This window comes from Gottschalkia acidurici 9a (assembly GCF_000299355.1).
GTDB classification, from domain to species: Bacteria; Bacillota; Clostridia; order Tissierellales; family Gottschalkiaceae; genus Gottschalkia; species Gottschalkia acidurici.
Genome location: NC_018664.1, coordinates 534,223 through 558,584, shown reverse-complemented (window position 1 = coordinate 558,584; position 24,362 = coordinate 534,223). Strand labels below are relative to the sequence as shown.

At 30.3% G+C, this 24,362-nt stretch carries 17 protein-coding genes; all 17 read right to left on the bottom strand.

From position 1 onward, the window contains the following. Window positions 1-357: 357 nt before the first annotated feature. The gene (gene vanT / locus CURI_RS02550; protein WP_014966720.1) at window positions 358-2,487 is read right to left on the bottom strand and encodes a serine racemase VanT catalytic subunit; all 2,130 of its coding nucleotides are present in this window, start codon (window positions 2,485-2,487) and stop codon (window positions 358-360) included. Further along, a complete protein-coding gene (locus CURI_RS02545) occupies window positions 2,487-3,236 on the bottom strand; it encodes a D-alanyl-D-alanine carboxypeptidase family protein (protein ID WP_014966719.1) in 750 nt (249 codons plus the stop codon). Before CURI_RS02545 ends, vanT begins: the two co-directional genes overlap by 1 nt. Next, a complete protein-coding gene (gene vanG, locus CURI_RS02540; RefSeq protein WP_014966718.1) occupies window positions 3,233-4,279 on the bottom strand; it encodes a D-alanine--D-serine ligase VanG in 1,047 nt (348 codons plus the stop codon). Before vanG ends, CURI_RS02545 begins: the two co-directional genes overlap by 4 nt. A gap of 165 nt (window positions 4,280-4,444) precedes the next feature. Next, window positions 4,445-5,275 (bottom strand): glycopeptide resistance accessory protein VanW, encoded by an 831-nt coding sequence (gene vanW / locus CURI_RS02535; protein ID WP_041701433.1) that lies wholly within the window; start codon window positions 5,273-5,275, stop codon window positions 4,445-4,447. 633 nt (window positions 5,276-5,908) lie between these two features. Beyond that, the gene (locus CURI_RS02530; protein ID WP_014966716.1) at window positions 5,909-6,604 is read right to left on the bottom strand and encodes a response regulator transcription factor; all 696 of its coding nucleotides are present in this window, start codon (window positions 6,602-6,604) and stop codon (window positions 5,909-5,911) included. A gap of 665 nt (window positions 6,605-7,269) precedes the next feature. Further along, complete coding sequence (locus CURI_RS02525) at window positions 7,270-8,523, bottom strand: agmatine deiminase family protein (RefSeq protein ID WP_014966715.1); 1,254 nt, start codon at window positions 8,521-8,523, stop codon at window positions 7,270-7,272. 610 nt (window positions 8,524-9,133) lie between these two features. Further along, window positions 9,134-9,661, bottom strand: a complete 528-nt coding sequence (locus tag CURI_RS02520; protein ID WP_014966714.1) for an NADH-quinone oxidoreductase subunit NuoE family protein — start codon at window positions 9,659-9,661, stop codon at window positions 9,134-9,136. Between the two features lie 233 nt (window positions 9,662-9,894). Then, window positions 9,895-11,688 (bottom strand): oleate hydratase, encoded by a 1,794-nt coding sequence (locus CURI_RS02515; RefSeq protein ID WP_014966713.1) that lies wholly within the window; start codon window positions 11,686-11,688, stop codon window positions 9,895-9,897. Between the two features lie 299 nt (window positions 11,689-11,987). Then, complete coding sequence (locus tag CURI_RS02510) at window positions 11,988-12,560, bottom strand: TetR-like C-terminal domain-containing protein (RefSeq protein WP_041701431.1); 573 nt, start codon at window positions 12,558-12,560, stop codon at window positions 11,988-11,990. Window positions 12,561-12,878: 318 nt separating this feature from the next. Beyond that, window positions 12,879-14,246 (bottom strand): amidohydrolase family protein, encoded by a 1,368-nt coding sequence (locus tag CURI_RS02505; protein WP_014966711.1) that lies wholly within the window; start codon window positions 14,244-14,246, stop codon window positions 12,879-12,881. Window positions 14,247-14,547: 301 nt separating this feature from the next. Next, the gene (locus tag CURI_RS02500) at window positions 14,548-14,892 is read right to left on the bottom strand and encodes a hypothetical protein (RefSeq protein ID WP_014966710.1); all 345 of its coding nucleotides are present in this window, start codon (window positions 14,890-14,892) and stop codon (window positions 14,548-14,550) included. Between the two features lie 381 nt (window positions 14,893-15,273). After that, the gene (locus CURI_RS02495; protein WP_014966709.1) at window positions 15,274-16,146 is read right to left on the bottom strand and encodes a metal-dependent hydrolase; all 873 of its coding nucleotides are present in this window, start codon (window positions 16,144-16,146) and stop codon (window positions 15,274-15,276) included. A 592-nt stretch (window positions 16,147-16,738) separates the two neighbouring features. Next, complete coding sequence (locus CURI_RS02490; protein WP_014966708.1) at window positions 16,739-18,325, bottom strand: hypothetical protein; 1,587 nt, start codon at window positions 18,323-18,325, stop codon at window positions 16,739-16,741. A gap of 116 nt (window positions 18,326-18,441) precedes the next feature. Next, the gene (locus tag CURI_RS02485; protein WP_014966707.1) at window positions 18,442-20,223 is read right to left on the bottom strand and encodes an adenine deaminase; all 1,782 of its coding nucleotides are present in this window, start codon (window positions 20,221-20,223) and stop codon (window positions 18,442-18,444) included. Window positions 20,224-21,314: 1,091 nt separating this feature from the next. Continuing rightward, window positions 21,315-22,562 carry an MFS transporter gene (locus tag CURI_RS02480; RefSeq protein ID WP_014966706.1) on the bottom strand — a complete coding sequence of 416 codons (1,248 nt, stop codon included), beginning with the start codon at window positions 22,560-22,562 and terminating at the stop codon, window positions 21,315-21,317. After that, window positions 22,559-23,353 carry an ABC transporter ATP-binding protein gene (locus CURI_RS02475; protein WP_014966705.1) on the bottom strand — a complete coding sequence of 265 codons (795 nt, stop codon included), beginning with the start codon at window positions 23,351-23,353 and terminating at the stop codon, window positions 22,559-22,561. The genes CURI_RS02480 and CURI_RS02475 overlap by 4 nt, the downstream gene beginning before the upstream one ends. After that, window positions 23,354-24,361: a FecCD family ABC transporter permease gene (locus tag CURI_RS02470; protein WP_014966704.1), complete on the bottom strand. Its 1,008-nt coding sequence runs from the start codon at window positions 24,359-24,361 to the stop codon at window positions 23,354-23,356. Between the last annotated feature and the right edge of the window lies 1 nt (window position 24,362).

Sequence of the window (24,362 nt, the reverse complement as noted above, 5' to 3'; positions counted from 1 at the left end):
CCCCCTGTATAACTCTCTAAGAATAGGAGTCTAATACTTTAGTATGATGTATCTCTGTATCCTATATTGTTCTCTATAATTTTGTTTAATTTCTTAAATAAAGAAGTGTACCCGATCATCTACCTTATTTCAACCAATCTTTAACTTTGGTTTGCTGAATGAATTTACCCTTAGAAATAAATCTCAAATAATTCGGAGTAAATGTTTATCTATAACTCATACTAACCGGTTTGTATAAATATTTGACATACATATAAAAGCCTCTAAATTCAAATTTGAATTTAGAGGCTTTTACTATCTTATATTCAAAACATCTATTTTCGTAATGACTTTATTTTTATCTTACGTGGTAATTCATCATTTATACAAATATATTTGTTCTAACCTACTTCCAAGTCTGCTTAAAATTTCATTTGTTATAGTATTTGCTTGCTCTGCCATATCCATAGCTGTAATTCTTTCATCACCAGATTCTCCAATTATGGTAGCAATATCATTAGGTTGAACATCTGGAATGTCTGTAATATCAACTAACATTTGATCCATGCAAACGCGACCAATAATATTTGCACGTTTATTTCTTATAAGAACATGTCCCATACCATTTGATAAGCACCTTGGAATTCCATCAGCATACCCAATAGAAACAACAGCAACTTTCGTATTACGCTTTGCTGTAAATTGTAGTCCATATCCCATTGATTCACCACAGGAAAGCTGTCTCGTCATTTGGATCCTTGCTTTAACTGATAAAGCTGGTTTCAATGGAATACTATACTTTTCAGAATCATCCTTTTCACTAAAGACACCATATAGTGCAATACCTATACGAGCATAATCGCATTGTAAAAATGGGTAATTTATAGCACCATAACTACTTTGAATATGGACTTTAGGACATACAATACCTTGTTCTTCTATTGCTTGGACTACTGAATAGAACTTTTCAATTTGTAGCTTAGTAAATGCTTCATCATCAGATTGGTGACTATCTGACACACACAGATGCGTGTATATTCCTTTTACCTCTAAGTTCTTCATATGAAATATTCCCAGTATCTTAGGAATATGTTCACAGTTTTCACCCAAACGATGCATTCCAGTATCAATTTTAATATGCACTGGTAAGCTTTTTCCATAATCATTCAACTGATTTGCATAGTTATAGTCAATTACTGTTTGAGTTAAATGATATCTTTTAAGAAGATAAAACTGCTTTGGGTGGGTATATCCAAGTATTAATATTTCTCCACTAACTCCAGACTTTCTTAAAGAAATACCTTCCAAAATAGAAGCCACACAAAAAGCTTTTATCCCTAGTTTGTTTAGTTCTTTTGATACTCGTATTGCACCATGACCATATGCATTCGCTTTTACTGCTGCCATGAATTCACAACTTGGAGGCAATAGCTCCTTTATAGTATCTACATTGACCCTTAATGCATTTAAATCAATCTCTGTCCATGCTCTACCTTTATGAAAGGTATTCTTTTCACGGTGATTCATAGTGTAATAAATAAACGACGAAAAACATATAGAAAGACTGCTAACCGCTAGATAGTGCAGAAAGCTATTGTTAATCAAAATATTTCTTGTATTTGTAGCTTCAGCTATTCCTCGTACCACAACAATCATAATAGGATGAATTAAATAAATCCAAAGAGTAATACTTCTTATTGATTTTGACGTATTGCCTTTGTATTTAACCAAAAGTTGAAATAGAAAAAACATGCAAGGCAATAAGAGTAAATACATACTATTATGTCGTTGTATTTGAAATTTATATAATATCAAACCCTCAAGTACCATTAACAAAAGTGAAGTAAAGAAACAAGTCAAATATTTTGGCTTTGAAATTTTACTATCTCTTAATGCAATGATTTCACCCATTACCAGAAATATTGGTGCATAGAATATACCGTTTCTTGTGTAAGAAGATACTGAAAATATTCCATCATAAAATTTAGCTATATAAGGATTGTTACTGATTAAACCATAGTAACTATCTCCAAATAATCCAATCAAATATAGAAGTAAAGTAATAGTGAAGGTAGTTTTTAGGTTGAATTTTTTTCTAAAAAAATAAACAATTAAAACTCCAGTAATGACAGCAGGAAAGTACCATAGGTGATAAAAAGTACCATCAAATATGATTGCTTTTATTATATCTACTGGTAAGTTTCCTTGTACAAAATGTTTAGCATAAATATTGAGAGGAATATATAGTATGATAGCCATAAGATAAATCTTACTATTCTTTATTAGAAACTTAAGTAAAGTTTCCCTATCTTGTAAGCATTTATTCAGTGAAAAATATCCGGTAATCATTAGGAAAAAAGGAACAGCTATACGAGATATAACATACGTGAATATAAAATCAGCAGTAGTGTCTAGTGATGTAAATGGTGAGGTATGAATAGCCACAACCATAAGGGCTGCAACTATTCTAAAACTATCTAATCCATTGAAGCTATCATTTTTATTCATTAATGATCCCTCCAAATGGTTATAATAAAGCCATCAACGTTATTTCCAGAGATTAGGCAATTGTTAGTATTCCGAATATTTAGTGATATATCCTCTTGTGTCTTAACCTGCAAGTATGAAATTTCTATTAGTTCTTCTTGGTAGGCTATTTCTAAAGGATTCTTATCATGTTCATACTGTTTTATCCACTCAATATATTCCTCTAAACAAAACTTATGCTGTTCCATAATCATTGAATGTGGAAATCCAACATATCTAAAGTGCCAAGGCTCATGTGCTATTTTGGTTATATCTTCTTTTCCTAATGGATACCTCTCTATAAATCCAAATTGAATAGATTTCTTCCGGAACAAATTACATACTTCATTATACGGGAACTCTGGTCGTATAAAATCTATATTTGGTTTATCAATTGCTAGATCAACACAAAGTCCCGTTTGATGTTCACTATGATTGGGCAAAGCCACATATTTTTTTGTAAACTCTAATCCATTTTCTTTTATAGAATTTTGATATAAATTTTCTTGCTCTAATCTACTACGATATCCACTTACAGGTATTATTTTTCTAAAGTCCTCTGATTCTTCTAGTATATTCTTAAAAACAGTTGTGACTCTAGAGTTTAAAAGGATATTGCCAATTTTTGATAAGAGATTTTCAGGATAATTTGAATGAATAGGATACTTTTCATTTACTAAAATTAAATTACCAGTGAATATCTCTTCTCTAGTTAAAAGAACTTTTTTCATTCTTTCACCGCCAAGTCTAGAATATGTGCTATAACGTCTTCAAATGTCATTCCAATCCCCTTCATCATATTTGGATATCGGCTATGGGAAGTAAAACCTGGTATAGTATTTACTTCATTAAAAACTATTTCTCCATCTGGAGTTATGAACATATCTACTCTAGCAAAATCCTTACATCCTAAAGCTCTATATATTTTAACTGCTATGCTTTTTATTTCTTTTGACTTGCTTTCTTCAACTCTCGCTGGCATGTGGATTTCAGATGCCTTTAAGGTGTATTTTTGTATATAGTCAAAAAAACCATCTTCTACTTCTATTTCATCTAACTCTCCTACAGTCAAATCCTCATTCCCTAAAATCGCACACCCGACTTCAAACCCATATATATTTTCCTCTAATACTACCTCATTGTCATGCTGAAATGCTTCTAATATAGCAGGAATTAATTCATTCTCATTCTTTACTTTAGTAATTCCAAATGATGATCCAGCTTTAACTGGTTTTACAAAAAGAGGGTATCCTAGCTTTTTCGCCTCAGTATAAATTATATTTTCATCTATAATATTTTGTAATACATAGGATTCTGGCACTTTTATACCAGAAGCTTTTACAACTCGATGAGCCATATCCTTGTCCATGCATAGTGCAGAGGATAATGTATCGCACCCAATAATAGGTATGCCTGCCAGTTCACAAAGACCTTGTATCGTTCCATCTTCACCATTTTTCCCATGTAAAATAGGAAATGCCATATCAATCCAAACTTTTTTAATCTGATCCTTCTCAAATAATAAAATTCCATGATCCACTCTGTTTGGCGAAAACATTACAGGACAACAAGTATTATCTTCCATCCATGTGTTTTCAGCTATTTTTGATAACTCATTTTTGTAATGTAACCATGTTCCATCTTTCGTAATTCCTATTAAAAACAGATTATACTTATCTCTATCTATAGCCTGAATAATAGAGCTCGCAGACTGTAGTGATACTTCATACTCCGATGAACAACCTCCAAATATTATTGCTATCGTTTTTTTCATTTCTTATTACCTCCGCATTTTTATTATTGAGTAAATTTTTCATCCTGATAATTTATTGCTCATTGAATCGTATTTTTCATATAGGACTTAGATCTTACTGCCATCCTTATAGGCACTGATTAGTTTCATGCTACAGCTTCTTATAAAACTGTTATTAGTACATTCTCAAGAAGTCTCATCATAATTTATTAAAATATCTGGTGATAGCTCGTACCCTATTTCACAGTAATTATCATATAAATGGTCTCGAGCAATATACTCGCTTGAATCAACATGAATTTCATCTCTATAAATTGATACTTTTTCATAAACTTTATTTCTTTCTTTAATATAAGAAAGATTTTCAGTTCTTATTTCATACCTTTTATCAATAGATTTGTCAGTTAATAAGCTTCCATAAATCTTGTCTTTGTCAAATTCAATGCTAATTTGAAAAGTATAGCGTGTATTGTTAAGCAATTTTAAGTCAAGCCATCCCTCAGACACAGTAGCATCAACGCCTTTTGGAGTATCTATAGAAGGATCTGGAAACTTTTTTACTTTGTGTGTATGTCTTTCAACAATTACAAGTGGGGAATGTAGGAACATCCAGAATAATAAGTTACTCATTTGACAGATTCCTCCCCCATAAGTTGTTGTAAGCTTTCCATCTGTTATTGTTAGTCCATTTTTATAAGGTATTTCACGATCAGCATGTCTAACTGCTTGCCAGAATGAAAAAGTTTCATTAGGCTTTATGATCATGCCATTCAAAGTTTTAGCTGCTAATTTTAGATTAAAGACTTTATTCTTCTGATATGTCATATCAACACCTGTTTTATAATTGTAAAGAGGAGTGTTTGTTTCAAATAAAGTATGTGGTAATACAATAGATAGTAATGTTTTGGAATAATTCCTATTGTCTAGCTGCATTCCTAGATAAAAAGCTGCCTTTCTTTGAATTTTTCTAACAGGCAGTAGCCATGGAAATGTCTGTGTTAATCTTTTTCTTTTCACTTTATAAATCACTATCCTTTCAAAAAACAAAAAAGCTGCTTGTTTTAGTAATCTTATCTTACACAAAACAAGCAGGCTATTCTTTAATATAAAGTTGTTTAATTCCTAAGAATTTATTAAGAAAATATATATTTTTTATTAACATAGAATTTAAGACTGATTTTGCACTTAATCTAGACTTGTCAGTTTCCATGTTGAGAATATCTATCTTTAATCAATAGAACTTTACGAAATAGAAAATAGATTATATTCAAAAATTGTTTTTCCTATCCTTTTAGGTTAAATATATAGCCAAATCATCTTTTTTTATCTTTTAATCTATACATATATTTCATAACTTCTAATAATACATATTACTTTTTGTAGTTTTGTAAAAATATTTAATGGTCTAGGAAATAGTGCAGTAATAAATAATAAGAAAAATTAACAGAGTGATCACTCCTAATAGAATAGATAATTTTTGACGGAGAATCTATTAATAAATTACTCTTATCTCCATATTTATTAAACGGAAATTATTTTCTAAATAGCTTGATAAGTTAATTATCAAGTTTTTCTCTAAATAGATCTTTTAAAGCCATAGGAAATATTAAAATAAAGCTGTTATACAGAATTTTAGAAAGCAGTATACTTTTACTTCTCAATTTTATATCCTACTCCCCATATTGTCTTTATATATTTTGAATTTTCAATAGAGTCATTCATTTTTTCTCTTAAGTTCCTTATATGAACAGCAACTGTGTTATTACTTTTTGTAAAGTACTCATCTTTCCAAATTCTAATGAACAGTTCTTCCCCGCTCACTACATTACCTTTTTCTTCACATAAAATTCTTAAAATAGAGAACTCAGTTGGTGTAAGAATAAGGGGCTTTTCATTAAGTAAGCATTCATGTGTATTAACATTCAGAACTAATCCTGAATGAATAATTAATTTATCTTCTGGTTCTTGTGGAATATTATATTTTTTATATCTACGTAACTGAGCTTTAATTCTTGCCATCAATTCTAAAGGTATAAAAGGCTTATTAATGCAATCATCTGCGCCAAGTGTTAAGCCCATGATCTTATCTACTTCTTTTCTTTTTGCTGTAATGATAATAATAGGATAATTATATTTTTCCCTTATCTTTTGACAAATAGTAAGACCACTTATACCTGGCATAGTTATGTTAAGTATTACTAAATCAAGATCTGTAGTATCTATAAACTTCAAAGCTTGCTTTGCATCATAACATTTATATACAGTATAACTTTCATTTTGCAAATATAGATCAATTAAACCAGCAACTTCACGTTCATCATCAACTATAAGTATTTTATCGCTCATAAAATATCCTCCCAAGGCATTATAAAGTGATATTTAATTTTATCAAAACTAAGATAATAAAAACTGATTTAATTCTTAATAATTTATTAAGAATTTACTAAGACGTGTCATTCATACTATATCTTAATTATATCGAAAGAGTCATTTCTATGTATTTTATATGGAATAGAGTAAAGCATTCTAATGCTTATTTTAACTATATTTTAGTTAAACTCTAATAAAATGTACCTTTTCGTTTTTTTAATAGGGTAATGTTTGGAATAAGTTAAAGTGATATGGATTTATTGAAAATGCTAATATTATAACAGAGCATATAATATATTGAGGTAAAAGTAAGAAATATAATTTCATATTTTTTAATCATTTATACTTTAGTAATATCTATAATCATTGTTTTATGGTAATGAATAATAAAAAGCTATCTGTTCTGAAGAATTATTTTCCATATAGTAAATTATCCACAAGTATGGACACCTATTCTGAAGTTATTAACAAAATTAATCAGAATATTGTTAATACATTGGATTCTATCGTATCAAATATAAAAAAACTAAACTTCTACCAATCCAATTTTTCAATAAAGAATGGTAGAAGTTTAGCTTTTTTAGTCTCATCTAACAATTATAAGTTTGTATATTATAGTACTCGTTTATCTTCTCATAAAGTTAATCTGCCGGCATATGTTGGGTTATACAGTGTATTCCGCCTCCCCATAGATTTAAATCATCTGAATCAATACCAATAATATCCCGTCCAGGGAATACATCACGCAATATTTCTTTAACTCTATCTTCAGTTTGTTTTAGTTCACTTGATAATCCTGGTTTCCAATAAGTCTGCATAACTACGGATCCGTTCGTAACAGCATAGTTCAAATAACTTCGTATAGGTATTTTTCCTTCGCTATTTGGTCTTTGATAAATTGTAGAAGGCATTGGGACTCTTATTATATTAAAAGACTTACCGTCCTGATCCGTTGCATTTTTAAGAATGTTATAGTTTTCTTCAAGTCGTAAGTAAGATTCACTAGAAGCTTCATTTACATATCTGTCCTCTGGTAGAATTTGAGCTAAAAGTATCGTATTTTGATCTGTAAAACGTGCGATCTCATTGATGTGTCCACTTGTGATATGGTCATCCTCAGCTAGACCTTTTTTCAGCCATATTATTTTTTTTACTCCAAGAACCCTTTTATATTCATCCTCTATCTGTTGTTTTGTCATTTCAGGATTACGCTTTAAAACCACAGACTCTGTCGTCATTAATGTCCCTTGTCCATTTGACTCTATAGCACCACCTTCAGAAATAAGTTTTGTATCTACAACTGGCAGTTTATATAATTCAGCTACTGATTTGTCTATCTGACTCTCTATACGTATGTAGTCTTCACTACCACCTCTACTGTAATTATTAAAACCAAAGTCCACAACATTTAGTTTGTTTTCACTGTCTTTAATAAAAATAGGTCCAACGTCCCTTGTCCATATAGATGAGTGACTAATTTCATGAAAGTGTATGTTTGTACCAGAATAGCCACTGTTTTTAAGCATACTCTCTATTTTATTAATATCATCATTATCACGTACCATAACGTTGACCTTAATATATGACTCAAAAGCCTTCATGATATTAATAATAATAGGACTTACAGGATGAGCTTCATCTTGATCATATACTTCTGGTGGCCACTGCATCCAGATAGCCTGTTGCTTTTCGAATTCAGCTGGAAATCTATAAGTAGTCGGCTTCTCCTCTACATTTAATTCTAATTTACTATACTGGCTATAATCTTTATCATTTAGATTATTTTTAATATCTTTCTTGTTTCTACTACCCTGAGTATAGTTACATGCTCCTGCTAATAGTACTACAACTACACAAACAGAAGCTAATGCAATCATTGAATATTGTTTTTTCATTTTACTCCTACCTTAAATATATTTTTTATTAGTATACCTATTTTGAAGGTTATTAATGTATTGACTATTATTTAAGATAGACTAGTAAAATGAATATAATGTTCTGTTAATAGTAATTATTTATTTTATTTAATTTATTTAATTTGAATTTAGCTATTTTTCCTCATTTACTAACATAACTTATAATTAGCTTTAGCATGTATTTTCTGAATTCATTATTACAAAGTACATAAAAGACTGGACAAACACTTCCTATTTGTCCAGTCTCTTATATAAAAACGTATCATCTAATCTTTTTTCTAGTATCTTAAAATTCAATAATTTTATAAGACACCTCTACTATTAGTATTATAACTACTATATACTTTTGATTTTTACTATCTATGTATATACTTTTAATGCTTGTTTATGAGCAAATACTTTAACTTATCTACTATATTAATTTAAAAAATTCTATCTATTGAAATAATAAGAGTATCGATTGTTATAATGCCCTTATTATTATCTATCTCTTCAATTACTATATTTGTTGAATATATTTGTACAGTGATTCTAATTTTAAATTTATTTTTATAGTATCCTTTATATTTTTTACTTTTTAACTTCTTTCTTACTTATATTTATTTAATATCTCTTTTACATCATCTTTGGTAACTTCAGTATATCTATCGTCCATGTTTACACTAACAACAGGTGCCTTTCTACATCCTCCTCTACATCCCGATTCATACATGCTAAACTTACCATCCTTAGTTATCTCTCCTGGCTTTATGTCGAGAAGTCTTTTAAATTCTTCAAGATTTTCAGAATAACCTTTTCTAGTGCAGTGTAATCCCGTACATACTCTTATATCATATTTTCCTATTGGTCTTTCTTTTAGACGATTATTTTTTACCAGTCTTTGAATTTCCACTTCTGAAGCTCCTAGTTTTTGTGATATATAGTTCTGAACCTCTTTAGGTAAATATCCGAACATATCCTGTGCTTTTAAGAGAATAGATAAATAATCTTCTTCACTTTTATTATTATCTATATACTCACTAAGTTCATTATATTTTGTTTCTAAAGACTCATTACACACATATTTCACATCCTCTTTTAAATTTATATTAATTATTTCTATACTAGTTTTCCTCATTCCTTCTATGATAATTTTAAATTAATCATAGTGAATAGATTAAAACTTTAATCTTATGTTATCACATTTTTTATACCAATTTGCATTCCTTCCATAGAAGTATCTTACTTTATATATTGTTTTACATATCCCCAATATATCAGGCAGTAATACAAGTAGTAAATACATATAAGTTAAAATCCCGAATGTTTTGAAATTCGGGATTTTAATCAAATTATCTAACTCTATATACATTAAATAATTCCATATTCTTTTAATAACTCTTCAATTTCTGTTCCTGCTATTCGTTTTAAAACTTTACGTTTAGCCAGTGGTGATAATTTAATTTCTGGTTTTTCTCCATCTAGTAAGCTTTTACCTGCATTTAATAAATAACGGATATCATATCTCGAACCATATACTTCAGGAACTCCTTTTTCAACTCCAGTTAATACATATACTGCTTCCATTGCTGTACGTCCTGAGTACTCGATAGTAAATACAGTATCACGTCCTGGATCATCTAATGTTTCAGCAAATTGTCCGAGGAAAGCAAAGTTTACTGCATTCTTTGGTACAACATAAGGACGATCTCCAAATTCACGAGGCATAAATTGAGATGTTATAAATGGCATCATTACAGGAACTGCAGTACATGATTCTGCCAATTTCTCAATTTGATCTGTAGGAACACCTATATGATATAACCATTCTTTTGTAATTTCCTTACCAGTACAATCTCTCATAGGTTTTTTAATGTAGTCTCCAGAAACATCGGAAAATAAACCATATACCCAAACAGCAACATCTTTTTCAGGCTGTCCATAATATTGTTCTTGACGGTTTATAGTCCAACTCATCAGCCATGAAGAATCAAGAGCTGTAACTATACCACCTGTTACAGTACGTCCACCGTATGGCGAACGTTTTGTGATCTTTTCGATATACTTAGGGACACGTTCATCATGACAAGTTACTGTACAAGACTCCCAATTAGATTTTTCTGGGTCTGTACAGAATTTATCTGGATTCCCAAATTCATCTGATTGAGCCGCTATATTTCTCCACAACTCCCAACATCCTTCTGGTTCCTTATTGAATGGAGCAGGAGTATTGTCATCACCATATCCAGAGCCCTCAGTCATAGAACCATTAGTAATAAATACTAAGTCATTTTCTGTTAAGTCAATAGAAATATCCTTTCCATCTCTATCTGTTGCAACTATTCTCTTTGCAACCTTTTTATCATCTGAAATTGAGAACTCAACGTTATTGACAGTAATTCCATATTCAAATTTAGCACCATGATCTTCTAAATATTTAATCATAGGTTTTATAAACGAAGTATATTGATCATGTCTTGAAAATTGTAATGCCGAAAGATTTGGTAACCCGCCAACATGGTGAATGAAACGATTCATATATAGTTTCATCTCTAAAGCACTATGCCAGTTCTCAAAAGCAAACATCGTTCTCCAGTATGTCCAGAAATCACTATTTAAAAGTTCCTCAGAAAAAATATCTTCTATAGATTTATTTTGAAGATCTTCGTCTTTTATCATTACAAAAGCAGCTAATTCTTTTGCCAACTTTTGACCTAAATTAAATTTTCCATTATCATAGCGCTCACCTTGGTTTTTAGTAATACGACAATTGCTAAAGTTTGGATCATCATAGTTTGTATAATAAAAATGATCTAACACAGTCATATTAGGATCTTCTGTAGATGGTAGCGAACTAAATAAACTCCATAAGACCTCAAAATGATGTCCCATTTCACGTCCGCCACGTGACACATAACCCATATTCTGACGAACCTCAGCATCCAAAGATCCACCAGGAATATCTAATTGTTCTAGAAAGGTAATCTTACTACCATCCATATGGGCATCACGAATTAAAAAACAACCAGCAGCTAAAGCTCCAATTCCCGTACCAATCAAGTATGCTTTTTTGTCGTCAATTCCTTTAGGTTTTCTTGCATTTACTAAAGCATGATAAGTTCCATTTGTAAGTTTAAGTCTGTCATCATGTGTTTTTAATTTCATTTTATCTCCTTCTTTCTTAATTTTTTGATAGTTTTTTTAAATCTTCCTATTACACTTAGAGTTCTTCTATATTCACTCTATTAGTATTCCCCCAGGGTATAATAAATAATAAGCTCTTTTAACTTTGTGAATACTTATTATCTGTATTATTTGTATAAATACATAATATAGTTTTTTGGTGTCGTTTTCATTAGATAAACAAACTGCGGTGTTCGATTTTCGAACACCGCAGTTTGTTTATCTAACTTTTAGGCATTGAAGCTAAAATGTCTAATATAAAAGAAATATTCTATTATTTTTTAATAAACATCATTTAGATCAGCACTTCGTTTAAGAGACAACTCAATATTTCCATCAAAAAGTTGCCCGATTCGTCTAATAATAGTATTAGGGTCTTCCTTCATTCCTGAAGCAATCCAACGTAATACCATTTCAGTTAGGGCACACTGATAAAAGGAAGCAATCAGTTTTTTATCTTCTGAAGAAGCTGAGATACAATTACTTACTTTTTCAACGTATCGAATCATGACATTTCCTGATACATTGTATATATAGTCGACTAATTCTTCTCTCTGCATAGAATTATATACATGGTAGACAGCTGTTTTGTTTTCTAAAGCAAATTTAGCAGCTAAAACAAAGCTTTCCTCCCATGAAAATGTATCATTATATTCATCAATGACTGTCTGAAGTTCTGTTTGAAATATTTCTGACAGAAGTGCATATATATCTGTGTAATAATAGTAAAAAGTATTTCGGTTAATCTCACATAATGTAGAAATATCCTTAACCGTAATTTTATTAAGTGGACGCTCATTCAGCATCTTTATAAATACCTCACGAATCATCTTTCTGGTATATTGCTGTGCCAAGTGGCCACCTCCTTAACGCTTTATATGTATTAAAATTATAACATATGGTAAGTTATTTGAGAATAATCCATCATCATTATAATTCCTAGTAGTTAATACCTTTAATTTTCATGTTCTGTTTCCTCTAAAGCCCATATAGTGTAAGTCAAAGTAACCTTTCTATACGCTTTCCACATTTAGACTCAGTAAATTACTTCAAAAAACTAGCACTCTATTTTTAAATTTATTTTAGAGTGCTAGTCTTAAAATTACTAGTATTTATTATAGGTACTTTTTATAAAAATTATTATTCTATCTAGTGTTAATTCATTAAATTTACTATTTTGAATCTATATCAAGTATAGTAGATTTTTTTTCATTTTTAACAGTCAATTTACCATTTTTTATTACATATAATTTAGTTGCTTGACCTATTAGTGCATCAGCTGCAGATTCTGCATCGAGTATTACTATATCTGCTCTATCTCCAACCTTTAGTCCATAATTAGTATATCCCATTACCTTAGCTGGATTGTATGTTCCCATATCATAAACTGTATTTAGATCCGTTTTAGTTCCATACTGAATAATTTGTGCAGTAAGTAATCCCTCTTCTAGCATATCCCCATTACCAAATGGTCTGAATGGATCTCTAATATTATCAGAAGCATAGCTTACCGTAACACCTGCCTTTAACAGCCCATCTACTCTTGTAGGACCACGACGTATAATCCCAGTGTCACTTCTACCCATTAGATACATATTGCAAGATGTAAGTGAAGTTACATTTATTCCTGATTCTGCAGCTTTCTTTATTGCTTTAGCAGCTACGTCGTCATCAACTGCACTAAGTGCAGTTACATGACCTACAGTTACCTTTCCTTGCATTCCAGTCTCTATAGTCTTGTCAATAATATATAGAAAGCAGTCTATATTAGGCTCATCAGATTCATCTACATGGATATCTATTGGTAAATTATATTTTTGTGCTAACTCAAAAGCTTTATCTATAGTTCCATTTTCTATAGAGTTCCATTCAGGTTGTGCATAAGCACCTATACAATCTATCCATCCTTTTTCTATTGCTGGGCCTATTATATCCTCATCTGTTATATGTGTAGCAATTTGTATATCAATATAATCTTTGTATTTAACTTTTAGCTCGTGTACAGCTTCTATAGCCTCAATATGTAAATCTACATTTGTTCTTATTCCAGTAGTTCCATTTTTAATCATTCTTATAATAGTTTTTTCTGCTCTTTCTTTTACATCTTTTTTTATTTGTTCGCTATCTTTAAAGTTCTCCCAATATTCTTCAGTATCTTTTACAGCCTCCATTAAAGTCTTAGATTCTTTACCTGTATCAATGTTGGTTTTACCTAAATGATTATGTGTATCTAAATACCCTGGTGAAATAAATTTTCCATCAGCATTTATATTTAACTTAGCACTTCCTTTTATATTAGGCTTAACTGCAACTATAACTCCATCTTTAATTGCCATATCTAATTTATTGCCCTCTTTATACACATTTCCTGACTTTATAAGTATGTCGTAATCATAGCTATTACTTTGCTGTTGATTGTTTTGACTATTACTTGCTATTTGATAACTATCCATAACCAGAGCATTATCCGCAAAGCCAATAGTCGAAGTAAAAATCATAGTAGTAATTAACATTAAAATCCATAACTTTAATTTTCTCATATTATCCCCCTTTAGAATTTTTTAAAAGTATGTATATGTCTAAATTTTATCATTTTTATAAGTTTATGTAAACAAATGTTTTGTTTTTAATCATATATTTAGATAATTTAATATCCTCTTATTTAATTTCAATAAATATAATACTTTTAATACTATATTTTTCAGGAGCCATATAATTATAGTTACTAATGTTACACTAAAATAATAGTTATAATGTATGCTATATTTAAAGATTTCTTCATTATTAGTATTTTTCTACACTTATATATAAAGATTATAATCTTTTAAGTTTATTTTCTATTTACAATATATACATCTCAACACTATAATCGGCTTTAGCGATCTTAATGCTATGATTTTTATAATCCATAGTAAAGTTTACTATTGCTGATTGAAGGTCTATATTTTTCAAAAAATGAATTGTACAATAATTATTCTTATTATCATCTGTAAATCTTATAATGATATTTCTAACTTCTATAAGTTGAAATCTATCTGAAATATATTCTGGCATATTATTAATATGAAGGTTTACAACACGTAAATCTAATGGTATTAATAAGTCTATATCACTATTTTCCTCTCTAAGCTTTCTTATTTCAAAATCACTATGTATGACCAAATTGGATTTTTCATACTTATTCACTTTGATCCCTCATCCCTTTTAAAATTCTGTTTTGATAACGATATATAAAATGGTAATTTGAACTTAATTATAATCAGATACAGTATTTCTACTAATGGTAAAAAGCTTATTTTTTACACTATTTGCGTTCAACTATTTGAATCTCTATATATTTAAATTATTTTTAAAGAAAAAACTAATTGATGGATTTGAAGAAGTTATTATTCTTCTAATGATAATACCAATATATTTTGCATATACCATAGATAATACTTCTATAATCTACCTTCACAATAGTATATTATAGAAGTATTATCTATTTCATATAAATATCGTATATATAGTATTTATTATGCATTCTTTATTATTAAACCTTTTATTTCTCTTTTCTTCTTGTAAAATTTACTTTTTTTCAACATATTCAAATAAAAAAGAACTACCATTTCTATAAAATCTAGGATCATAAATACCAAGTTTATTTTGATCCTCAATAATTACTACAAAAGGTGACCACTGAGCTAAAACCTCTGCCTTTAAGTTTTCAGCGAATAAAGGTGTTAAGTCTGTTTCTTCTTTTGAATGTAATATCTGAATTTTTTTCTTCTCTGTCCAAACTGTCTTACTATAAATTTCTACAGTATCTCCATTTTTACCAATAATCGAAAAGTTCCATGGAACAAAACTAGCAGATATAGCAGACTTTTCATAGAATAACTTAGCTTCATTATGAATAATTTGTCCTTGTACAGATTGTATTGCAACATGAATAAAGATTACTATCCACACAATTCTCCAAATCTTATATTTCGGGTATGACTTCTTAACCTTAGTAAAAATAAGTCCAATAAGCATAATCACCCAAATAACCACATCTACTATTGGTATCAACCCAAGACTTACTCTAGTAGAAGCAAATGGTTCAAAAATTCCAGTTCCCCAGGTATTAAGTGAATCAAAACCAATGTGTAAAAAAACACTTAGCAATGCTATGCAAAAAATCATTTTATCTTTCACTTTCCATATAAGATAACAGATAGCATAAATTACTAAGGCCCAAATAGGAGCCATAATTAAGGAGTGACTTACTCCTCTATGCCACATCTGATACATTAGTCTTCCTTTTTCAGTGAGTTGAAGAATCATATCTATATCAGGAATTTGACTTCCAACAGCAGAAGCTACAAAAATTGACTTCTTTACTTTGGGATCTATATCTTTCTTCTTTACAGTACCATATACAGTAAGACCCATCAGCGTATGAGTTATCGAATCCATTACCATACCTCCTTCTAATCTATTAAAACTTTTTAGGTTTCCTATATGATTTTCTTATATTTTAACATAATAAGATTAAATAATAACTACTATGAATGAATACTTATATCTAATAGATTAGAATATACACCTATAAATTTAATTTATAATTGAAAAGCAGTTTACCAGTCTTTATCTCCAACTATTCATTAAAGTAGAAACAATGGAATATCTGAAAGTTTTTTTGACTCTATGATCTTTAAGTATTTAGATAAAATATCTTTATTATATACAAAAAGTAACAATAGCAGAAATATAAAAGATAGGCTGCAATAACATCAAGTCTTTCAGTAAATCTAACTTGTGGTAATGGATTATATCTTTTTTTCTTTATCATTATTCTTCTAATGTTTTTTCAGCCATTATAAGTCGTGGTATGTTCATTTTATCTATCTTTTATTTATATCATCTAAAAGATCTTTATAGTAAACTACCACTAGTACTATAAAAATAAAACACTCTTTTATAATTTGAATTTACATTTCAATTCTCGTTATAAAAGAGTGTTAATTTTCATATACTATTTTTTTGATTTCACTCTAATCTTCTTAACCTATACATATTCAAAATCTTCTTCTGCTTTAAACCATTTATTTCTATTAAGATGTAATATAAAGCTTATTACTGCGACAATTACATAACCAATTACAAATGGTGATTTAAAGTTGATGGTTAACTCAGCGCTATGAATAAATCCAAATAGTGAAAGTCCTGCTGCTACAAGTGCAGTCATTCCTACTTTATCTAATCTTCTATCAATGATAAATACAGTCATTGTACTTAATAATATACCAATAACAACTGCACCCGATTTAACTGCTGGGACTCCGTTCCACATTACTCCATTAGCAATAAGTGAGTCTGTTATTTCGCTATTATATCCACTTAAACCTGATGGAAGTGTTTCAGTCCAAATATTCGAAACTCCTAAAGCTCCTGTAACCTGTGTATACATGTAATCAGCAACAGGTGGAACCATAGCAATACCAACAGCTGCATAATGTTTTACATTACATGCTTTGAATGCTTGAGCTACCATTACAATAGAACACCATAAGAATGTAATTGCACATACTGCTGGTGGAACTAATCCACTTAATAGTGTAAAGAGTCCTAAAATACCCGCAAGCCCTAATATAACACCTGATACTAAAGAATATCCGATTCCTGCACCAGCTTTCTTAAGCCCTGCGTGACCTAACCATACTGTGTTTGGAACTACTCCACCAAATATTGCAGAAATCATAGTGCATATTCCATCTCCAAATAATGTTGCTCTTACTGGATAATTATCATCTGCAGCATGTGCAGCCTCAACATTATCCATAGTTTCTACAAAGTTATATATTTCGACAGGTATCACGATTGTTAAAAAAGGTATTACAACCACAAATCCATTAATTAATGCTTGTATTGAATTTACAGGGTTTGGGAAGTAAAAGCCTACTCCTGTAAAATCAACACTTGTTCTTCCTAAAAGGAAAGCATAAATTATTCCACCAACAATTGCAACAGTAAGAGGTGGTATTTTTTTAGGAAATAGGTAACCTCCAAAGACACCAAGCATAGCTATGATTAAAACTGGTAATCCAATCAATGGATCTGCATAAACATCAAGTACTCCTTGAGTCGCCATCCATATAAATCCAATACCTGCAACCGTTCCAAGAAGAGCTGCACGTGGTAGTTTATTCTTAAGCCAAGGACCAATAAACCCTCCCATAAACTCTATGAATCCACCGGTAAAGCATGCTGCCACTGCTGCTGACCATGCAAGTTCAGGATCATCTAGAGCATAATGAAGTGGCATTACAACACCATATAAAATTACAAACATCGCAGGAGTTGAAACTCCTGAAGGTAAAGCTGTGACATCACTTCTACCTTCTTTTACAGATAACTTATATCCAAGATAGGCATAGTATAATCCACCAACTAATAATCCTATTGACATCCCTGGTATTACTCTCCCATAAACTATTTCATCAGGCCAACCTAGTAAACCTGAAAGTGTGGCTATAACTATAAGATAGTTGATAATATTATTAGTTATAGTATATGTTAATCCCCCGATATCTCCTTTTCGAAAAAATGGTACTATCCCTGAATTTTCATCTTTTACTTTCGAACTACTACTCATAATTTAATACCCCCCTGTTTTCATATCACCCTTTAAGTGAGTTTACTTAAAAGTTATTTCATTAAATAACGTATTCTGTTTGGAAATCTACCTTTTGGCTATAATTGTTGAATTTTTTATTTCTCTATTAATTCAATAATAGGATCAAATGTTGTAAGTGCAACACAGTCAACAGGACCTACATCTGTAATAGCATAATCTTGTATAGCTGTTATAGGTAGAAAGAACATATACATTAAAGGCTCTGGTAATTCACACCCTAAACCACGAGCAGCCTTTGTCAGAAGATCTTCTCTATATGCAATTTCTTCAGGCTCTAAGTCACTAACAATCCCGCCAACTGGTAGTGATAGAAATTCAACAATCTCTCCATCTGATACAACAACTTGTCCTCCACCATTTTTAATTAAATGATTTACAGCAATTGACATATCTTCTGCATCAACACCCATTACAATTATGTTGTTATCATCTGGTGCAGCAGACGATGCCATAGCTCCTTTTTTTAGTTTCCAACCTGAACAAAAAGCTAAGGACTTATTCCCATTTCGTCCAAACCTCTCAAGAACCGAAACCATCGCAACATCTTGCTCAATATCTGGAAGTACAACTGAATTCTCTACTTTTAAAAGTACATCTCTTCTTTTTCTAACAAATGGTCCTTTTACATCCATAGAAAGAACTTTTGCTTGTCCATTTTTAATATCAACTTTATATTCAAAATCTTCTTTAGTTGTTGTTTTACACTTTAGTTCACTACTTAAAATAGGACTTCTTTTTGGTGCTTTAAGTTCAAAGGTAAGTTTTTTATCTCTTGCAACAAGTTTACCATTACTAATAACAGCTTCTACGTTGAACTTTTCTGGATCATCAACTATTAGTATATCCGCTAATCTTCCTGGAGAAATTGATCCAATAAGATGATCTATTCGATATGCCTCCGCACTATTTATCGTGCCCATTTGAATCGCTGTCATTGGCTCAACACCAGCTTTAATTGCTAATCTAACAACATTATCTAAATGGCCATTGTTAAGTACATCAGTAGCCGTAACATCATCTGTGCAGAAACTCACACGTCTTGCCATTCTTGGATTGACTTCTGTAATAGCTCTAATATTTTCTTCTAAGAAGTGCGTAACTGATGATTCACGAATAAGCATATGCATACCTTTTCTCATTTTCTCTACAACTTCTTCATGATCATAGCTTTCATGATCAAGTCTTACTCCAGAACATAAGTATCCATTTAAATCTTTTCCTCTAGCCATTGGCGCGCAGCCAAATACAGGTAATCTATTTTTATATGCTTCTACAACTGCACCTAAAGTATCTTCATCTTCTTCTATTATGAACTCTCTTACTACTTCCCATACTCCAAAGCACTCTTCCCATTTTTGAACTTCAGCATGAACTGATGGGTCAAAATTAAATGCAACTGTAGATTTTGGAATTGTATACGGTGTTTTGTAAGGTGCACCCCAAAATACTTTCAAAGGTGTCTGCTTAATTTCTTCAAAAATCTCTTTAAGTCCCTCAAGTCCTGAAACCGAAATGTATTCATCTAAACCTGAAATAATACTTGTTGTCCCACAAGGAACTACTGCTTTAGCAAAGCTTGTAATACTAAGTTTGCTGCATTCACTATGAATGTGTCCATCTATTAATCCCGGAGAAAGATATTTGCCTGTAGCGTCTATAACTTCAGTTTCTGAGCCAATATAGTCCTTCACATCTCCAGTCGCTACAATAGTATCACCATAAATAGCAATATCTGCTGGATAAATTTCACTAGTCATTACATTTATGAGTGTACCATTTAAAATTACTTTATCTGCGGGTATTATCCCCCTACCTGCGCGTATCAAAGTTTTAAGATTGTTTACTGTCTTTTCCATATTAAACCCTCCATATAAAATATTTGGTGCACTGACCTTATCTGGTGAGCCAGGTTTCCCGTCCTGCATATTGCACCTGAAGAATTTTTTAATATATAATTGACTATTCCTTGCTTCCCAACTTACAAGAAATAGTCAATAATATTCCAGTTATAACAGTAAAGATTTAAATTATATGTAACTATCTATACTTATAACAACTATGTTGACATCTCTTATGTAGCGAAATATATTATAAGTCCTCAATATTTTTGTAACATTATGTAATGTATTTAATATACTACCCTAATTGCAATTCTTTGTCAATAATGAAAGAAGATTCTTGCAGATAAACTAGTAAAATTTTCATAACTTATTTTTCATTTTGTAGAATTATGTATGCCTAAAATTAACTTTTCATAGTCTTAACAATAAAATATAAATGTTTATTTCCGTAATATATAGTAGTACAGAGCATTACATATATCACTAAAAAGTAATCTACAATGCCCATATCCATTAAATAATTTATTGCTATTATTCATATTTTGCTTTATATCCATTCCTTCATCGATAATAGTCTTATCAACACTTTAACTCATGTCATAATGGAATTTCTCATCTTCATCTAGCAATGCTTCTCTCAGTTCATTATCTTCTGAGCCATAAATAGTAACCTCTATTTTTGGTGAAAAACCATCATATTATAATCAACTCTTAGAACTCTTGCTCTCCAAGTCTTAAAATATACCACGAACATAAGGAATGTTAGATACTAAAAGAAACATACAAACTAAAATTAGCATATTTCTACTTTAAATTTAAATTCGACATGATATAAATTTCCCCTTCCATTATATCCAATTTTTTTACTTTTTCTAAAAAGTAACTATAATTTCTGCTATCATAACTGGTTCATTACATATTTCTGTAATTTTAACAACTGAGTAGTCATCACTTTCAAGTCTAAAATATCTTAGTCCAACAGAAAAATTAATTTTTTATGTTTTTAATAAAAAAGCCTAATTCAATTATTTATAAATAATTGAATTAGGCTTTCTTCTATAATCTGAGGAAAATTATTTTCATATTTACCTTTTTAGATTAACATATTATAAGTATTCTATCTTTTTCATTGCTAAATCACGTCTAGCATTCCATTTTACAAAATTAACTACTGCTATACTCAGTAAAAAAGTTAATACTAAGACATAATAAAGTTTAAAGTTAAAGTCTATTAATTGACCGTATATTAATTGTCCTGGTGCAATACTTACTGTAGCAACGGCAGTGGAAAAAGCACTGACTCTTCCAAGCATTTCTTCTTTAATTTCACTTTGAATATAAGTTAAAGACACAACATTTGACAATGCTAAAGATAACATTATTCCAAGACCACCCATTGAGTAAATACCTAGAATAACAAATTTACTTTCTGTAGTTAAATAAGTAGATATAGCCATAGCCATGATAGCGATTATCATAGGGTACATTGTTTTGTGTATGTCCTTCATCTTAAACATTTTCGGTTTAAAAGTTACTAATAATCCACCTATTATCATTCCTAAAACAAATATAGCTTCTACAAAACCATATACAGCTGAAGACATACTTAGTTCTACTTTTATAAAATATGGAGATACGATGCTTAAAATTGGCACTACAAATATATTTGTTAATCCATAAGAAGCAATGATTCCCAGTACAATTTTCTTTTTCTCTCTTAAATATATAAAGCTCTTTTTCATTTCACTGAACGACTTTAATATAGGATTTTTTATTTTTTCTTTTAATTCTAAGCTTGGAATTTGTAAAAACATTTCTAAAATAGCTGATATAAAAAAGCTAACAGCATTTATCATCACTATTACTTTGATATCAAAAAAACTATATAATATTCCAGCAACAATAGGCCCAAGTAGATTAACTATTGCTCCTACTTGTTGAATTATTCCGTTAGCTGATGCAAGTTTTTCTTTATCAACAATCTGTGGAATACATGCCGTAACAGAAGGGCTATACAGTGTATAGATAATAGATAATATAAACATTACAATTCCCACTATCATAACATTATCCATTCCGTTTATTAAGACTATTGAATATATTGCTAATAGTAAAGAACTAATAAAATCAAGATATACCATTATCTTTTTACGATTTACTGTATCAGCCAATAGTCCTGCAATGGGGGCAAACAATATATATGGAATATTTGATATCGCCAATATTGTTGAGAAAATAGCTGCGCTTCCTGTTAAATCTAAGATATATAAAGACATACAAAATCTTTGAATTGCATTACCAAATAAAGATATTATTTGTCCTATAACTACTATAATAAAGTTTTTATTTTTCATTTTACCCCCTTAATAAGCTCATAATCTACACATATAGGATATTTTTTATTCTCACTTAATTGTAATTTAGTCTCTATTCTATAGATTTCTTTTAAGTTTTCTTGTGTTATAACATCCATAGGATCCCCCTGGCAGATGACTTTTCCGTTTTTTAATCCAATAATGTTGCTTGCAAACCTACAAGCATTATTTAATTCATGTAATACCATAACAATAGTTATTTTCTTTTCTTTATTTAGCTTATCTAGTACTTGTAGAACTTCTAACTGATAAGACATATCTAAATAAGTTGTTGGTTCATCTAGCATAATAATGTCAGTCTCTTGTGCTAAAGTCATTGCAATCCAAGCTCTTTGTCTTTGTCCTCCAGATAGACTCTCCACTTCTCTATCTCTATAGTCTTTAAGTCCAGTTTCTTCAATCGCCCAGTCGATAATTTGCTTATCATGACTTTTCAATCCACCTATCATTTTCTGATGTGGAAATCTACCATATGCAACTAATTCTTTAACAGTCATTCCACTAGGACAGACTGGACCTTGAGGTAAGAAAGCAATTTGAGTAGCTAGAAATTTTTCTTTTTGATCCTTTATGTTTTTTCCATTAATAAAAATTTCTCCACCTTTAGGCTTTATAACTCTTGCTATACTTTTCAAAAGAGTTGATTTCCCACACCCATTTGAACCTATAATGATACTAACCTTTTCTTTAGGAATATCAAGAGTCATTTCATCGATTATTAAGTTGTCTTCATAGGCTACTGATAATTTTTTTACACTTATAGCTTCCATTTATTTCTCCTTCATCATTAAATAAATAAAATAAGGTACTCCAAATATTGAAATCATAATTCCTACTGGTATCTCAATTGGAGAAAACAAGTTTCTTGAAACAGCATCTGCAAGCAAAATGATAATTACACTTATCATTGCAGAGATTATTAAAAAGTTTTTATGATATGATCCTACTAACTTTTTAGCTATATTAGGAGATATTAGTCCAATAAATCCAACATTACCTGCAAAAGCTGTTGCTCCTCCAGCTAGTATAACTGAATAGGCTAAAAGCTTTTTTCTTTCATTATTTAAGTTTAGTCCAAGAGAAATAGCATGTTCATCAGATAAGTTAAGAACATCTAATTTTTTATAATTTAATAAAACTAAACTAAATAATATTATTACTAGTGGAACTATTACTTTTACATATTCCCATCCAGACCCCCAAAGACTCCCCGAAGTCCATATTAATACTCTATTATAGTCACCTACTCCACCTCTAAAAGTAAAAAACGTAATAAAGGCATTTAAACCGGCATTAATCGCAAGCCCCATAAGCAGCAATCTCTTTGGTCTTACTCTATCTCTACTTGATAAAGAATAGACTATAACTGCAGAAATTGCCGCACCTATAATAGCCATAAGTGGAAGTACATAAACTGATAATGAACCTAGTTCTCTGTAATAGTTTGCTGTTTTTAATGAAATAAATATAACAGCTGCTACCGCTGCACCAGCGTTAATTCCTATTATTCCTGGGTCTGCTAATTCATTTTTTGTTATTGTTTGCAATAATGCTCCTGCTGTAGATAAAGCTATTCCAACAGAAATACCTACTAACATTCTTGGAAATCTAATTTGCAAAATTGTTGCATTCTGAAATTTTGTTCCTCCACCAGTTAGTGTTTTTATAATGTCTAGTAAACCAACTTTATAGCTTCCCCAACTTAAATATATAGCTATAGACATTATTAGTAATATACCTAATACCAAAACCATTAGATTAAATCTGGTTTTCTTCATA

Bases quoted from the DNA above. Each gene is read 5' to 3' on its own strand.
- vanT (WP_014966720.1), bottom strand. From the start codon at position 2,487: ATGAATAAAAATGATAGCTTCAATGGATTAGATAGTTTTAGAATAGTT.
- CURI_RS02545 (WP_014966719.1), bottom strand. From the start codon at position 3,236: ATGAAAAAAGTTCTTTTAACTAGAGAAGAGATATTCACTGGTAATTTA.
- vanG (WP_014966718.1), bottom strand. From the start codon at position 4,279: ATGAAAAAAACGATAGCAATAATATTTGGAGGTTGTTCATCGGAGTAT.
- CURI_RS02530 (WP_014966716.1), bottom strand. From the start codon at position 6,604: ATGAGCGATAAAATACTTATAGTTGATGATGAACGTGAAGTTGCTGGT.
- CURI_RS02525 (WP_014966715.1), bottom strand. From the start codon at position 8,523: ATGAAAAAACAATATTCAATGATTGCATTAGCTTCTGTTTGTGTAGTT.
- CURI_RS02520 (WP_014966714.1), bottom strand. From the start codon at position 9,661: ATGAGGAAAACTAGTATAGAAATAATTAATATAAATTTAAAAGAGGAT.
- CURI_RS02515 (WP_014966713.1), bottom strand. From the start codon at position 11,688: ATGAAATTAAAAACACATGATGACAGACTTAAACTTACAAATGGAACT.
- CURI_RS02505 (WP_014966711.1), bottom strand. From the start codon at position 14,246: ATGAGAAAATTAAAGTTATGGATTTTAATGTTAATTACTACTATGATT.
- CURI_RS02495 (WP_014966709.1), bottom strand. From the start codon at position 16,146: ATGGATTCGATAACTCATACGCTGATGGGTCTTACTGTATATGGTACT.
- CURI_RS02490 (WP_014966708.1), bottom strand. From the start codon at position 18,325: ATGAGTAGTAGTTCGAAAGTAAAAGATGAAAATTCAGGGATAGTACCA.
- CURI_RS02485 (WP_014966707.1), bottom strand. From the start codon at position 20,223: ATGGAAAAGACAGTAAACAATCTTAAAACTTTGATACGCGCAGGTAGG.
- CURI_RS02480 (WP_014966706.1), bottom strand. From the start codon at position 22,562: ATGAAAAATAAAAACTTTATTATAGTAGTTATAGGACAAATAATATCT.
- CURI_RS02475 (WP_014966705.1), bottom strand. From the start codon at position 23,353: ATGGAAGCTATAAGTGTAAAAAAATTATCAGTAGCCTATGAAGACAAC.
- CURI_RS02470 (WP_014966704.1), bottom strand. From the start codon at position 24,361: ATGAAGAAAACCAGATTTAATCTAATGGTTTTGGTATTAGGTATATTA.